Origin of the sequence: Acinetobacter genomosp. 15BJ (assembly GCF_000400715.1) — a bacterium.
Taxonomy (GTDB): Bacteria; Pseudomonadota; Gammaproteobacteria; order Pseudomonadales; family Moraxellaceae; genus Acinetobacter.
In genome coordinates, this window is the sequence record NZ_KE007351.1 from 240,356 (window position 1) to 255,059 (window position 14,704).

Annotated in this window: 15 protein-coding genes, 1 pseudogene and 1 riboswitch; of the genes and pseudogenes, 5 read left to right on the top strand and 11 right to left on the bottom strand. The window is 40.8% G+C overall.

Features of this window, described 5'->3' with window-relative positions; all coding sequences use genetic code 11:
• Positions 1–7: 7 nt before the first annotated feature.
• The 10 genes from F896_RS01100 to F896_RS01055 all read right to left on the bottom strand — a co-directional run bounded on the left by F896_RS01100 (position 8) and on the right by F896_RS01055 (position 8,698).
• Entirely contained in the window at positions 8–847 is an 840-nt protein-coding gene (locus tag F896_RS01100; RefSeq protein WP_016165115.1) for a type II secretion system protein N, read from the bottom strand.
• Complete coding sequence (gene gspN, locus F896_RS01095; protein ID WP_016165116.1) at positions 847–1,590, bottom strand: type II secretion system protein N; 744 nt, start codon at positions 1,588–1,590, stop codon at positions 847–849. The genes F896_RS01100 and gspN overlap by 1 nt, the downstream gene beginning before the upstream one ends.
• 177 nt (positions 1,591–1,767) lie before the next feature.
• A complete protein-coding gene (locus F896_RS01090) occupies positions 1,768–2,094 on the bottom strand; it encodes an H-NS histone family protein (protein ID WP_004802206.1) in 327 nt (108 codons plus the stop codon).
• Between the two features lie 388 nt (positions 2,095–2,482).
• Positions 2,483–2,920, bottom strand: coding sequence for an acyl-CoA thioesterase (locus F896_RS01085; RefSeq protein ID WP_016165117.1), 438 nt, complete (start codon positions 2,918–2,920; stop codon positions 2,483–2,485).
• Between the two features lie 8 nt (positions 2,921–2,928).
• Positions 2,929–4,122 (bottom strand): hypothetical protein, encoded by a 1,194-nt coding sequence (locus F896_RS01080; protein WP_005314848.1) that lies wholly within the window; start codon positions 4,120–4,122, stop codon positions 2,929–2,931.
• A 6-nt stretch (positions 4,123–4,128) separates the two neighbouring features.
• On the bottom strand, positions 4,129–4,956 hold the full coding sequence (locus F896_RS01075; RefSeq protein WP_016165118.1) for a hypothetical protein: 828 nt from the start codon (positions 4,954–4,956) through the stop codon (positions 4,129–4,131).
• Entirely contained in the window at positions 4,953–5,729 is a 777-nt protein-coding gene (locus tag F896_RS01070; RefSeq protein ID WP_016165119.1) for a uroporphyrinogen-III synthase, read from the bottom strand. Before F896_RS01070 ends, F896_RS01075 begins: the two co-directional genes overlap by 4 nt.
• Positions 5,729–6,646: a hydroxymethylbilane synthase gene (gene hemC, locus F896_RS01065; RefSeq protein ID WP_016165120.1), complete on the bottom strand. Its 918-nt coding sequence runs from the start codon at positions 6,644–6,646 to the stop codon at positions 5,729–5,731. Before hemC ends, F896_RS01070 begins: the two co-directional genes overlap by 1 nt.
• Before the next feature lie 111 nt (positions 6,647–6,757).
• Positions 6,758–7,498 carry a LytR/AlgR family response regulator transcription factor gene (locus tag F896_RS01060; RefSeq protein WP_005191841.1) on the bottom strand — a complete coding sequence of 247 codons (741 nt, stop codon included), beginning with the start codon at positions 7,496–7,498 and terminating at the stop codon, positions 6,758–6,760.
• 57 nt (positions 7,499–7,555) lie between these two features.
• Positions 7,556–8,698, bottom strand: a complete 1,143-nt coding sequence (locus F896_RS01055; protein ID WP_016165121.1) for a sensor histidine kinase — start codon at positions 8,696–8,698, stop codon at positions 7,556–7,558.
• Here F896_RS01055 and argH point away from each other — a divergent pair.
• Complete coding sequence (gene argH, locus F896_RS01050; RefSeq protein ID WP_032882572.1) at positions 8,689–10,122, top strand: argininosuccinate lyase; 1,434 nt, start codon at positions 8,689–8,691, stop codon at positions 10,120–10,122. The genes F896_RS01055 and argH overlap by 10 nt on opposite strands.
• Before the next feature lie 9 nt (positions 10,123–10,131).
• On the top strand, positions 10,132–10,404 hold the full coding sequence (locus F896_RS01045; protein WP_016165123.1) for an oxidative damage protection protein: 273 nt from the start codon (positions 10,132–10,134) through the stop codon (positions 10,402–10,404).
• A 295-nt stretch (positions 10,405–10,699) separates the two neighbouring features.
• Here F896_RS01045 and phoU read toward each other — a convergent pair whose 3' ends face one another.
• Complete coding sequence (gene phoU / locus F896_RS01040) at positions 10,700–11,422, bottom strand: phosphate signaling complex protein PhoU (protein WP_004802187.1); 723 nt, start codon at positions 11,420–11,422, stop codon at positions 10,700–10,702.
• A gap of 147 nt (positions 11,423–11,569) precedes the next feature.
• Positions 11,570–11,690, top strand: a riboswitch (TPP riboswitch).
• Between the two features lie 89 nt (positions 11,691–11,779).
• On the opposite strand from phoU, the gene thiC reads away from it, so the two are divergent.
• From thiC to F896_RS01025, 3 genes and pseudogenes are all read left to right on the top strand, one after another.
• A complete protein-coding gene (gene thiC, locus F896_RS01035) occupies positions 11,780–13,675 on the top strand; it encodes a phosphomethylpyrimidine synthase ThiC (RefSeq protein WP_016165124.1) in 1,896 nt (631 codons plus the stop codon).
• Positions 13,676–13,750: 75 nt separating this feature from the next.
• Complete coding sequence (locus F896_RS01030; RefSeq protein WP_016165125.1) at positions 13,751–14,368, top strand: NUDIX domain-containing protein; 618 nt, start codon at positions 13,751–13,753, stop codon at positions 14,366–14,368.
• Between the two features lie 22 nt (positions 14,369–14,390).
• A pseudogene (locus F896_RS01025) lies at positions 14,391–14,607 on the top strand (3',5'-cyclic-AMP phosphodiesterase); the annotation flags it as partial.
• Positions 14,608–14,704 lie beyond the last annotated feature (97 nt).

The following is a 14,704-nucleotide window of genomic DNA, read 5'->3' on the forward strand; positions in this document are numbered from 1 at the left end:
GTGATCACTAAAAACTTTGTTGTATGGTCATCACTTGATCACCACGTTTTATTTCTATTTTGGCATGCCCTTCACGACGTACTTGCTCTAATAATTGTACTTCGTTGAGTCCCTGCCCGACGGTCTGACCATTGATCGATAGAATACGGTCACCCGAACGTAAACCCAAGGTATTTTTTAAATTCGATGGGGTCTTGTCTGATATTTCATAACCGTCCGCGCCGCCATTACTAACCCCCATATTTTTTAGGTATTGCTCGCGATTATCCTGCATTTGCTGGATCGCTTGACCTAAAGCCGATTGTGGTGAGTTTTGCGAGGGCGCAGCTGCTGCTGGCGCTACATTGTTGGTGTTATTAAGCACAGGATTGATCGGTTGATATAAACCTTTGTCCAAGCCCTTAAATTTAACTTCTCGGGTTGCACCATTACCCTGTTTTAAAACCACATGATCCCAATAAACTTCGGCCAGTTGATAGGACGTTGATCCTACCGTTTCACCAACACGATATCGTTCAGCGCTATCATTCAACTTAATCACTGCCGAAGACAAATAATTAGGCTGACCCAACAAGACACCTTGCAACTCCAGATTGACATTATCATCAGCCGAAGTTGCTGCAGGTTCATTGAATAACGCAAAAGAACTGATATTAGGGACTTGAGCTTGCTGCGAACCTAATTCAACTCGGTCAAACTGCATTGGTTGTGGTGGCGCAACCACCCACCAGAACAATGAAGCCAGTTTCCAACATAACCACAAAATCAGGAGTGCTAAAACCAGACCACTGAGCTTATCCAGTTTTTGCCAACGCAATTGTTGTATTTTTTGAGTGATTGCTTTCATTAGAAACCACCTTGCAACAAGGGTTGCCGTGAACTGATCACATAGGTGTCTAAGCCAGCTTTACCTTCATACGAGGGAATGTTTAACAACATGCGTTGAGTGAGTTGTACATCTAGCATCAGACTCGCATCTAAGCTTAGGTTTGCCATTTTCTGACTACGTTGATCACGCACATCAATTTGTAATTGCCCATTTTCATCTTTGAGCTCAGCCACTAAAGACGGCATATTCATACGATCTTGTCGCTGACCAAAAGTATAGGCCAACGCACCACCGCCCCAATTCAATTGTCCTTCTACCGCACTAAAGCCTTTCTCTTTTTGGTAATTCAATTGTACGTCTTTCAGCTGGATTGAGTTTTCAGGCCACTGCCAGTTGGCAAAATATTTTAATGTTTCAGGCGAGATTTTCCCTTGCAGGTCTTTAATCATGATTTTCTTGCTTAAACCGTAAGCAAAAACGCCATTGAACTGGGTATTACCACTATGGATATCGAGATCTGCACCAACGCGCAGTAATAGCAAATCCAAAGGACGGGTTTTCCAATGCACTGAACCACGCAACTGACCACGTTGCCAGTCTGCTTGCCCCTGCCAAATGTTGCCGCTGACATTATGTAATATTTGATTATCTTTTGAAAATTTCGCAATTAACCATGTTGCTGGAATTTGTAAAATAATAAAAATTAAAAATGCAAAAATGGCGAAAATCCACCATCTCCATTGCTTGGTTTTTTTCTTCATTCCACCCTTACCAACATGCAAATATCATCCTTTTTGAGACAATCGCCCCCTGAATGACATTATGCATACTTTTTCAACATCGCCAATTCTCTGATATAAAAAAACCAAGCTTTTTAAGCCTGGCTTTTGATAAAGGATAAAGTCATCGTATGACAGAACGATGACTTCTAAACTTGCTTAGATTAAGAAATCTTCAAGTTTCGCACCTTTCTCTAATTCAGCAACTAACCAGCGTGGTTGTTTACCACGACCAGTCCAAGTTTCTTCAGCATTGCTTTTGTTACGGTAGCGCGGCTCTACTGCTTTACGCGTGGTTTTCTTACGCTTTTGCTCGCCTACTTCCAATAATTCTTCAACACTGAAGCCAATTGCATCTGCAATTGCAATAATTTGATTATATGCATCTTCAATTGCTTGATCTTTTTTACTTGCAATTAAAGCTTCTGCTTCAGCTTGTAAACGTTTTAAATCTTCTACAGATAACTCGCTAATATCTGGTTTCATTAGAACCACTCCGACTTAATAGGGGAAATATATCACTCAAAAATAAAATGAATTTCAAATTCGATTCAATATTAATTTATAAATGATTAAATAATCAATATAAGATTACCCCACTTAATCATATATCAAGCACTAAATCGCATTTTATTTACAATAAACCCCAAAAAAGCAGCCGTGTTATATAAAAACATATTTTATAAAAGTGAATAGGAGGCTAGCAGCAATACGATTTATATTAAATTACTCTTAATTTTATCTAAAAAATTCTAATTTTATTGGGCTTATCAATGTTCAAATACACCAATCTCTCCGAAGCAGCGTATTTGAACCTTATTATATGAATTTACTATATAATCAAAAAAAATAGACATAATCGTCTTTATAATAATTAATGAGATATTAAAGAGTGATCCACACTTTGCTCTAACTGAATTATTTTCTGTCTAATCTCATCAGGAATATTTAATTTCTTTGAGCTAGCCTTATCCACACAGACCATAACCGCCTCACCTGTCGCTACGGTTTGCTGTTGTGTCTCACTCCACAACACATAATGCATACGGAAAGCGCTATTTCTTAACTCTTCGATACGCGCACCAATATGTAGCACGTCAGGGTAAAATACTGGACTTAAATATTTACATTGGCTTGACGCAACGACTGTCAATATATCCTGATCAAAGATATTCAACGCCATTAAATAAGCAATTCGTGCACTCTCGATATAACGATAATACTGCACATTATTTACATGACCAAAAGCATCCATATCTCCCCAAGCAACCGTTTGCTTAAGTACAACCGGATAGACAGACAGTTCCTTCATATTTTTACTCATATCTTAAAATTAAGAAAATTCACATCATTTTCAAATATTAAATTTAACTGCCTGATTAAATCAGGATTATCACCCAAAGTTGATTTAATCCTTAAATAGCTCATTAAAATATTATCTGGATATAAAGTTAATAATTGCTCTGCTTCTGCCTGTCGTTGTGTTGCCACATAAATATGCCATTTTGCAAAGCTAAGCATCGGCACACTGGTGTAACGCTGTTCAAGCTGCATAATGCGCTGCTCAACATAGGCATAATCTGGAATCTGCTTCAATAATTGTTGTTGGAACCACAGATAAAACACTTCTGGATCAAACTGGTCTTGTAATAAATGCAAAGCCAGATCTTCATGCTGTAAACTCATTTCTGGCATACGTGCCAATAATTTCAACCAGAGTACTTTACTACTGTACGGACGAGTTTGAATCTCATCCTGTAAAACCAGATAACGTTGTTGCAATGCAGCAAGATCATCCACAGAAGCCTGATCAAATCGTATAAGCAACTGCTGTAACCATAAGTCACGATGTTCTGCATCTAACAAACCATATTGGGTTGTTTGCAAGAATAACCACGGTTCTTGTAACGCAAGTTTACCCCATAATGCAGTAATACGTTGTTGATAAGCTGTTTCAATCTCAGTCAACCAAGGAGAAAGCTGATGTTGAGCAAGAAACTCTAGATGTGTCAGCGCTTTCTGTGTTTCTTGCCGCTCAAGATAAATATCGATGCGTTGTAATTCCGCCAGCTCAAATGCCATCGGTGCAGATTTTTCCAAACTCTGCAAGGCGGTTTCATAATCTCCATTTTTATAATCAAATTGCGCATCAATAATATGATTGAGCAATCCTGACTGAGTATAAACACGCTCAATAAAGACTTGCTGATCTTTCGCCGCTTCCAACAACCAGACAATGCCAAGCTGTTCATAAGGATGCAAATCTTTAAAATGAAGGATTGTTTCTTTTTTTCGCTGCTCGCGGGCAAAATAACGTTTACCGAATAACCAAGTCAATTGTGCCAATAAACTGATCAGAATAAATAGTCCAATGAGTCCTAAAACACCTGTTTGAAATTGCCAATCTCGCCAATAGATATAGACATAGCCATTTCCATAGCCATAACTCAATACAGAAAACAGTGCGAATAGCACCAAACTTGCAAGCACATAAATCAACAGTAAACGTTTCATAATGCCTTATCCCAACAAACCCAGTGTGGTTAATTTCGGTGTTGGTACTACAGGTAGATTTAAAATTTTCTCTAAGCGCAATTTCATTTGTTGACTATTTTGATCTGGCAATTCAGCAAGTAATTGCATCACTTCCAGAGTAGATTTTCGAAACTCTGTTAGTTGCCCTTGTTTTAAGGCTTGTGAAGCGAGTAACAAACGCAATTGTGCTTCTTTCAAGGTAATATTACGACTCATCAAGTCAGGTGAGTTGCGCTGTACTTTTTCTAATTTGAACCACTGCCACCACGATGCCGTTTCATTTTTTGTCATGGTAACTTTCGGATTTCGGATTTCTTGTTGAATCTTTTGATCTAGTTGCTGCAACAAGCTATCCAGTTGCTGTTGTTGCTGTGTCTGACTCAATACATATTGTTGAATGACTTGTTTATCCTGCTCAATCGATTTAACCAAGCTATGTTGTAACGCAGGAGATACTGCATATTGCACAACATGCTGTTGTACTTGATTGAGTTGATCCAGCGCATAGATAAACTGCTGTTGATCCAATGCAAATTGAACCAATTGCATTTGCTGCTTAATCAAAATAACTGGTGCAATCCCCGTCACCGTAGTCGGGATGGAAACACTATCCGTAGGCTCTACTGAGCTGGTATTTTGCAACTGGCGTTGTACTGCAACAAATTGATCATTCAATAAAGCATAACGCTGCTCGGTTTGATCTAATTGCTGTTGTAACTGTGGTACAGTTTGAGAATATTGCGCAACATCGTAACTGAGTTTAGCTAACCACAATAAACTCAATCCTAATATTAGATAACCAATTTTTCTCATACATGTCCTTGCCAATCACTCATGCGTTGAATGATCTCTGATGCAGATAAATTTTCAAGCTGAATAATGTTAAATCCTTGAGCAGTCTGGTCCCGCACCTGTATCAGAATCTGGGCTAGACGTGAGCCTAAAACCAAATAAACCCACTCTGCCGCACATGGATGCTGACCACATAGCTGCTGCCAATAGTTCCAGCTTGCTTCACTACTCATCAACACCGCAACAGGCTGATTTAAACTTATTTTTTTTACAATTTCAGGAAATTTGGAAAAACTTTGTTCTGGGCATTGCCGGCGATAGAGCACAAAATTCAGAATCTCAACACCTTGTTGCTGCAATTGCTGCATCATAAACTGCCGCCCTCCCAAACCACGCCAGAATGCAATTTTCTTTAAATGCTTCTGCTGTTTTAGAATAGGAAGCTCCAGCATTCCCTCTGAAGTTTCCACCTCAGGAACAACACTTGCTATTTTAAATTGAGCTAAAGCCTTTGCCGTAGCTTGCCCCACTGCAACCCATTGAATATGTTTAAGCTGATAAAGTTGTAAGCCCGCTTGCTGCAAATAACGTATCCCAATATCAACAGCAGTCGGACTAACTACCACAATCACTTGAGTCTCAGCTAAGGCCAAGTAAAGTTGTAGCAAATCTTCAGAAAAAGGGGCTGCAACCAACTCAAGCAAAGGTAGTGCTTCGACTTGATAACCAACTTCTCTCAGAGCTTGAGTTAAAACAGAAGCACGGTCATCAGGGCGTGTATTAATAAACAGCATTAATACAGCGCTTTGAGCAATTCACCCGCACCTTGCGCTAGCAATCGCTGAGCGAGCTGTTCACCTAATTGCTCAGCATCTACTGTTGCACCAACCAATTGCTCTTTCAACAAGGTCTTGCCATCCACACTGCCAACACGCCCTTCAATTTGCAGTTGATCATCAGTCAAGATCGCATAACCAGCAATTGGAACTTGGCACCCCCCTTCCAGATAAGCATTAAAGGCACGTTCTGCACGTACACAAATCGAGGTTTCTTCGTGTTGTAATGGTTGGATTAACTTTAATAATTCCACGTCATCCGTACGACACTCTAAACCCAGAGCGCCTTGACCTACCGCTGGCAAACTTACAACAGGGGTTAAGCAATGACGAATTCGATCCGCTAAGCCTAAACGTTTTAAACCAGCACTGGCCAAGATAATTGCATCATACAAACCATCATCCAGCTTGGATAAACGTGTCCCTACATTTCCACGTAAATCAACAATTTCTAAATCAGGGCGTAGCTGTAAAATTTGACACTTACGGCGTAGGCTCGATGTGCCTACTTTTGTACCCTGTGGCAACTCATCAAAATGCGAGTATTGGTTTGAGACAAACGCATCTAAAGGATCTTCACGTTCACAAATCACAGCCAAGCTTAAACCTTCTGGTAAATGCATCGGCACATCTTTCATTGAATGTACAGCCAAATCCGCACGACCATCCAGCAATGCTGCTTCCAACTCTTTTACGAATAAACCTTTACCACCAATTTTGGCTAACGGTGTATCTAAAATCTTGTCGCCTTGGGTGACAAACTTAACCAATTCAACCGTTAAATCCGGATAAAGCGCATTTAAACGAGAACGAATATGTTCCGCCTGCCAAAGTGCAAGAGGGCTTTGTCGAGTCGCAATTTTTAAGGTTTTCATAAATTCAAGTTAAGTATTGATCAAAGCAATTGTTCCAAACTTAACTTGATCACCTGAAATTGCAAGTAAAAATTCATAAAGTGATCAATCATTCAGCTGAAAAGCTGGGTTTTATAATTGATGCATACACTCTCTTAAACTCGGCAAGTGGCGACGGCTGACAGACAATCGCTCCTCCAACTCACGCAAACGCACCTGATATTGCCCAGCGGCCACCAATTCCAGCCCTTCGAGATAGTCGAGTGAGACCAAGGCATTACGATGGATACGGATAAAGCGATCTGCGAATTCCAATTCCAAATCTTTCAGTGTTTCATCAATTAGCACACTGCCATTTTTATGGCGAACAGTGACATATTTCTGATCTGCTAAAAAATAATAGACATTTTCCAATGGAATCAGTTCTACCCCGCGATAGGTTTTCGCAGCAATTTGATGGCGTTGTGTTTTGGTATCGTACATATCGTCTTGTTGTTTTAAACCAGTCATTTGTGCTTGTGTAAGGTGAGTTAAATGATTAAACACCTGTTGTAAATCTTGTTGTGCAACAGGTTTAAGTAAATATCCTTGTGCTTGAAATTTAAATGCTTCCAATGCATGTTGATCATATGCCGTACAAAAAATAATCGCAGGTCTAGGATTGAGCTGACTGAGTTGTTCAGCGCATTCCAAACCATTCATTCCTGGCATTTGAATATCTAATAAAACGACATCTGGTGAGTCGTTTTCAATATGATTTAACACATCCTGACCATGATGCGCCGTCGCAATGACTTCGTGCCCCATCTGGGTCACTAAACGTGACAAACGCTCTACTGCGAGAGGCTCATCATCAGCAATCAGAACTCTCATCCTCTCCTCCTTGTCACCGTTAACTTCATCCATATTTTTTATGGTTAACTTGACTTATTATTTTACTCGATAGTGGTAGCTCACCACCGTCGTATATAACGACGTTCCCCCATAAATCTGAAACTTAACCGTTTGCCCATAATAGGCTTTCAGGCGCTGCTTCACATTGTCTATCGCAATACCATTTCCCTTTCTCGATTTTATTGTATCGTGAGAATAAGGGTTAGTAATGACTATACTGACTTGATTTTGCAATATTTCAACCAATACGCTAACGGTCGAAGGTTGCAAAACTTTTTCCACCCCATGAAAAATACTATTCTCAAGCAAAGGTTGCAACGTTAATAACGGGATCGTCACTCGTTTTAATTCAATGGGTGTCGCCTGTATGTTCCATTCTACATTCAAACGCGTACCTAAACGCATCTTTTCTATACTTAAATATTGCTGACATAAGTCAATTTCCTCAGCTAGACTCACCAACTTCAGTTCTTGAAAACTCGCTCGGAATAAACGCGACAAATTAATCAACATATTTTCAGCTTTTTCAGGGTCAATCGCAATTAAGCTCACCACACTATTCATACTATTAAATAAGAAATGAGGGTGAATCCGCGCCTGCATCGCCTGAATTCGCGCATTCAGTTCACTATATTGCTGATTCATCCATTGCTCACGCATATATAAGTAACGCAAACAGAAAGCGCCTAACAAAACACCATAACTTAAATGCAAACTACTCCCATGAAATAAGATCTCCTCTGAAAATGAACCTGAACGTGCAGCCCAATATTGAATAATATTAATCGCACATGTGGTCAACAGCACAATCAGTTGCAGCAGTACAAAGCCCATTATCAAGGCGACCTTCTGACTAAACTTAGCAAAAAAATCCTTAAAATAATCAACTAGTGTTGCGAAAGACAAAATCACCCAATTAATAAAAACCATATATTGCAGCACACGGAAGCCCTCTAAGGCTTGCCATGAGCGTGCTTCAGCCAAAGCCAACACCATCGCCAAGACATTACTTGCAACAATTAATTCTAATAAGTATTGCCATTGCCCAATTTTCGTAAAAAAATAGGAGCCTGATGGATTCCCCTGACGAGTTTGCGATAACTTCTTACGTCGAGTTTCGGCAACTGCGTTTGGATTTGCTATACTCTTTTTTATTTTGCTGAGCCGCCATGACCACATCTTCTCAATCCTCTTCTTCAGCCAGCCCGAATCAAACCTCTGGAATGTGGGGCGGTCGCTTCTCTGAAGCAACTGATGCTTTTGTTGCAGAATTTACCGCATCTGTGCAATTTGACCAACGTTTTTATAAACAAGATATTGCAGGTTCAATTGCGCATGCCACTATGCTTGCCAAAGTAGGTGTCCTGACTGAAGCTGAACGCGATGACATTATTCAAGGTTTGAGCACCATTAAAGCTGAAATTGAGGCAGGCAACTTTGAATGGCGCATTGATTTAGAAGACGTACATATGAACATTGAGTCTCGTTTGACTCAACGTATCGGCATTACAGGGAAAAAATTACATACTGGTCGTAGCCGTAATGACCAAGTTGCAACTGACATCCGCTTATATTTGCGTGATGAAATTGACGACATCTTAGGTTTATTACTGCGCCTACAAAAAGGCTTACTTGGTTTGGCTAGTCAAAACACCAACACCATCATGCCAGGTTTCACTCATCTACAAACGGCTCAACCAGTGACCTTTGGTCATCACCTGTTAGCATGGTTTGAAATGTTAGTCCGTGATACTGAACGTCTACAAGACTGCCGTAAACGTGTTAATCGCATGCCACTCGGTTCAGCAGCTTTAGCTGGAACAACCTATCCAATTGATCGTGCTTACACAGCAGAACTTCTTGGCTTTGAAGCCGTTTCAGAAAACTCATTAGATGCAGTTTCAGATCGTGACTTTGCCATTGAATTTAATGCAGCTGCGTCTTTGATCATGATGCATTTATCACGCATGTCTGAAGAACTCATTTTATGGACTTCGGCACAATTCAAGTTCGTGAATATTCCAGATCGCTTCTGTACTGGTTCTTCAATCATGCCACAGAAGAAAAACCCAGATGTGCCTGAGCTGGTTCGTGGTAAGTCAGGTCGTGTTTTTGGTGACTTAATTAGCCTATTGACCCTAATGAAAGGCCAACCATTGGCTTATAACAAAGACAATCAAGAAGACAAAGAACCATTGTTTGATGCAATTGATACCGTTCGTGGTTCACTCATGGCATTTGCCGATATGGTTCCAGCCTTAGTACCCAATATCGAGATTATGCGTGAAGCCGCTTTACGTGGTTTCTCAACGGCAACCGATCTTGCAGACTACCTCGTCAAAAAAGGTGTTGCGTTCCGTGATGCCCATGAAATTGTTGGTAAAGCCGTGGCTTTAGGTGTTGCAGAAGAAAAAGATTTATCTGAATTGACACTTGAACAACTGCAACAGTTCTCTGATTTGATCACAGCAGATGTATTTGACAAAGCATTGACGCTAGAAGCCTCTGTCAATGCACGTGATCACATTGGTGGAACATCTCCAAAACAAGTTGAAGCCGCGATTGCCCGTGCGCACACTCGCCTAGAACAGTTATACGCTTAAGGATTTATGATGACTAGACAAGTACTTTGCCGCAAATACAAACAAGAGCTTGAAGGCTTAGACTTTGCGCCATTTCCAGGCGCCAAAGGCCAAGAGTTCTTTGAAACAGTTTCAAAACAGGCATGGCAAGAATGGTTAAAACATCAAACCACGCTGATTAATGAAAAACGTTTGAATGTATTTGAACCCGATGCAAAAAAGTTCCTCGAAGAACAACGTGAGAAGTTCTTTAATAACGATGAAAGCGTAGAAAAAGCCGAAGGTTGGACTGAAGAAAAATAAGCAGTATTAGAGCAATACTGCTATAAAAAGAGAGCTGTTTTTTAGCTCTCTTTTTACATGATATTTACATAAGTAATAAAGCCTTACAGAGTATACACAGTTGTCTACATGACACTTTAAGGCACCGTGTTTATAGTTATATTCAGAAGGACAAAGAGATACGTTGATATCTCACGTAACGCATGATATTTCTCTCCCAGACTTTCCCCCGAAGTCTGGGATTTTTTTATTACGACTCTCTCAAAATAAAAAACCGCTCTAGTTAGAGCGGTCAGTAATTATTTTACTTTTACCATTATTTTTGATGCACTTTCTGTTCAATTTCTTCAATACTGGTATGACGCACATCTGTACCTTTCGCCATATAAATGACTTGTTCTGAAATATTACGTGCGTGATCACCAATACGCTCTAATGAACGCAATACCCACATCACATTAATCACACGTGAGATATGACGCGGATCTTCAATCATATATGTCATTAAAGTACGTGTTGCCGACTGATACTCACGATCAATATCCACATCCGCCATCACCACTTTCAAGGCTTGCTCTACATCTAAACGCGCAAAAGCATCTAATGCATCATGAATCATGACACGTACTTGGTTACCAATATGACGTGTTTCCATATAACCACGAGGAGACTCACCTTCTTCACAAAGGTTTTGCGCAATGCGTGCAATTTTTGCAGCTTCATCACCAATACGCTCTAAATCGGTATTGGCCTTACTCATCGCAATTACCATACGCAAATCAATTGCTGCCGGGTGACGACGTGCGAGAATTAAGGTTAAGCCTTCATCAATATCACGTTCGAATTGGTTCACTGCATTGTCTTTAAACTGCACATCAATGGCTAAGTTAGCATCTGTGTCTAATAAAGCATGAATTGAGTTAGCAACTTGTTGCTCCACTAATCCACCCATGGTCATAAACTTGGTGTGCACATCTTGCAAGTCTTCATTAAATTGTGAAGAAATATGATGACTTAACACAGGATTGCTTGGGCTCACAGTATGCCTCCACTAGACACATGGAAAAAATGATTGGTGATTAAAACATAGAAATGATGAAACTTTTATGACAATAGCACGGATTCCTCCCTTGTTGATTGGTGTGAATTGATACAACAAAAATAAAAAAATCTGTTAGTCTAAATGCGTCGCTTGACGGAGCGCAGTTAACGAACTGCTGAGATTATCTTAATTACGCAATTTAAAGATAAGTACCGTTGAACCTGATCAGGTTAACACCTGCGTAGGAATCAAGCCCAACAAAAACTTCGCCTGCATTTATCTCACTCACGAGATGAATCTGCCATGGTTTTTGGTCGTGCTTGATTCGTTAATGCCATACATAAGGATCATGCCATGAACCAATTAACGAATCTTTCCCCTGCTGATATTTCTGCTCAACATGAGCAAGCTGCAAAAGATTTAACCCGAATATTACCTGCATCTAGAAAAGTCTATGTTGAAGGTTCTCGCCCTGATATCCAAGTCCCATTCCGTGAAATTAGCTTAACCGAAACACCAACTGGCTTAGGTGGTGAACACAATCCACCCGTCATGGTGTATGACACTTCAGGTGTCTATACCGATCCAAATGTACAAATCGACCTAAACAAAGGCTTACCTTTAGTGCGTCAAACATGGATTGAAGAACGCCAAGATACCGATGTACTTTCTGGTCTTAGCTCTGAGTTTGGTCAAGCACGTTTAAAAGATATTCGTACAGCTGAAATTCGCTTTGCTCACATTCAAAACCCACGTCGCGCACAAACAGGCAAAAATGTCACGCAAATGCATTATGCCAAGCAAGGTATCATTACCCCTGAAATGGAATATATTGCCATTCGTGAAAACCAGCGCCAACGTGAAAATGTCGATATGCGTCAGCATCCAGGGCAAAACTTTGGTGCGCAAAACTTAAGAGAGATTACGCCTGAATTTGTACGTCAGGAAATTGCCGCAGGACGTGCCATTATTCCAGCCAACATTAACCATCCAGAATGTGAACCAATGATCATTGGTCGCAATTTCTTGGTGAAAATTAATGCCAATATCGGTAACTCTGCGCTCGGTTCATCGATTGATGAAGAAGTCGCAAAGATGACGTGGGCAACCCGCTGGGGTGCCGATACCATCATGGATTTATCGACGGGTAAAAATATTCATGAAACCCGTGAGTGGATTATCCGCAACTCGCCTGTTCCAATCGGAACCGTACCGATCTATCAAGCACTCGAAAAAGTAGATGGTGTAGCTGAAGATCTAACATGGGAAATCTTTAAAGACACCTTGATTGAACAAGCCGAGCAAGGCGTTGACTATTTCACCATTCACGCAGGTGTATTACTACGTTATGTACCAATGACGGCAAATCGTCTCACGGGCATCGTATCTCGTGGCGGTTCGATTATGGCGCAATGGTGCCTGGCCCATCATGAAGAAAACTTCTTGTACACACATTTTGATGAAATCTGCGAAATCATGAAAGCCTATGACGTGTCATTCAGTTTGGGAGATGGCCTACGTCCAGGTTGTGTGCAAGATGCCAACGATGAAGCACAGTTTAGTGAGCTTAAAACATTGGGTGAGTTGACGCATCGCGCTTGGGAACATGATGTACAAGTCATGATTGAAGGTCCTGGTCACGTGCCAATGCATATGATTAAAGAGAATATGGATCTTCAACTCGAAGTCTGTAAAGAAGCGCCTTTCTACACCCTTGGTCCACTTACTACAGATATCGCACCGGGTTATGACCATATCACCTCTGCGATTGGTGCTGCGATGATTGGTTGGTACGGCACGGCGATGCTGTGCTATGTCACGCCAAAAGAGCACTTAGGTTTACCGAACAAGAAAGACGTCAAAGACGGTATTATCACCTACAAGATTGCAGCACATGCGGCCGACTTGGCCAAAGGCCATCCAGGCGCGCAAGTCCGCGACAATGCCTTATCTAAAGCACGCTTTGAATTCCGTTGGGATGACCAATTCAATTTAAGCTTAGACCCAGACACAGCACGCAGCATGCATGATGAAACGCTTCCAAAAGAAGCGCATAAATCGGCACACTTCTGTTCGATGTGTGGACCCAAGTTCTGTTCAATGAAAATCACCCAGAATGTGCGAGATTATGCGCAAAATCAACACAATGCCAAGCAGTCAAATGATGTAGAAACAGAAGTTGAAGCAGGTCTCAATGCAATGAAAACCGCTTATCAGGAACATGGTCAAAAATTGTACCACAAGGTGTAAATCAACTAAAAAAAGATTTTCCTGCGAATCATTCTCGGTTAGGATGAGATATGTACAATCTCATCCTGATTGAAGATGAATATTCTTGACCACGCCAGCTATTCAGCAACCGACGTTACGATAGAATCTCGAGAGCCTTTGTTTCGAGGATTCATTCAAGTTGAGAAAGTGAGTTTAAAACATCGGTTATTTCAGCGAGCTGATTTTTCACCTTTAATTCAACGTGAATTGGTTCATCGTCCAGAAGCCGCTGGCGTTTTACTATATAATGACCAACAACAACGTTTTGCACTGATTGAACAATTTCGTGTCGGTGCATTGAGTGATCCTGTTTCGCCATGGCAACTCGAAGTCATCGCGGGGGTACTTGATGGAAATGAATCGCCTGAAAGCTGTATCCGCCGTGAAAGCCTAGAAGAATCTGGCTGTGAGATCACCACATTAAAACATTTATTTAGCTTCTACCCTTCTGCTGGCGCATGTTCTGAATTTTTTCATTTATATGTAGCAGAAGTTGATTTGCCAAAGGAAGGAGGCATTTTTGGGATGCCAGATGAAGGGGAAAATATTCAACTTCATCTATTTGATTATTCCGCATTAGAAGCATTATTAAATAACGGGCGGTTGAGAAACGCACCTGTAATCATGGCATTACAGTGGCTGTCTCAACATATACAACTACAACAAAGATAAAAATCTGAAGGGGCTAACGACGGTGACTTTCCAAGTCTCATCATTATCGCAACAAGATTTTGTGATGATACAGATTACCGATACACATTTATTAGAGTATCCACATTTAGAATTTGTCGGGATGCAGCCCGAACAAAGTTTTCATGCTGTAATCGACTTGATGCGCCAGCAACATCCTCATATTGACCTCATTGTACACACCGGTGATTTGGCACAATCGCCAACACCATTGACATATAAAGGGGTCGTCTCAGGAAACGGAAAATATAGCACGCTAAGGATTTTCACTCCGACTTCTTTTAACGATATCCAACACGGTATTTTTGCTTAGATTGA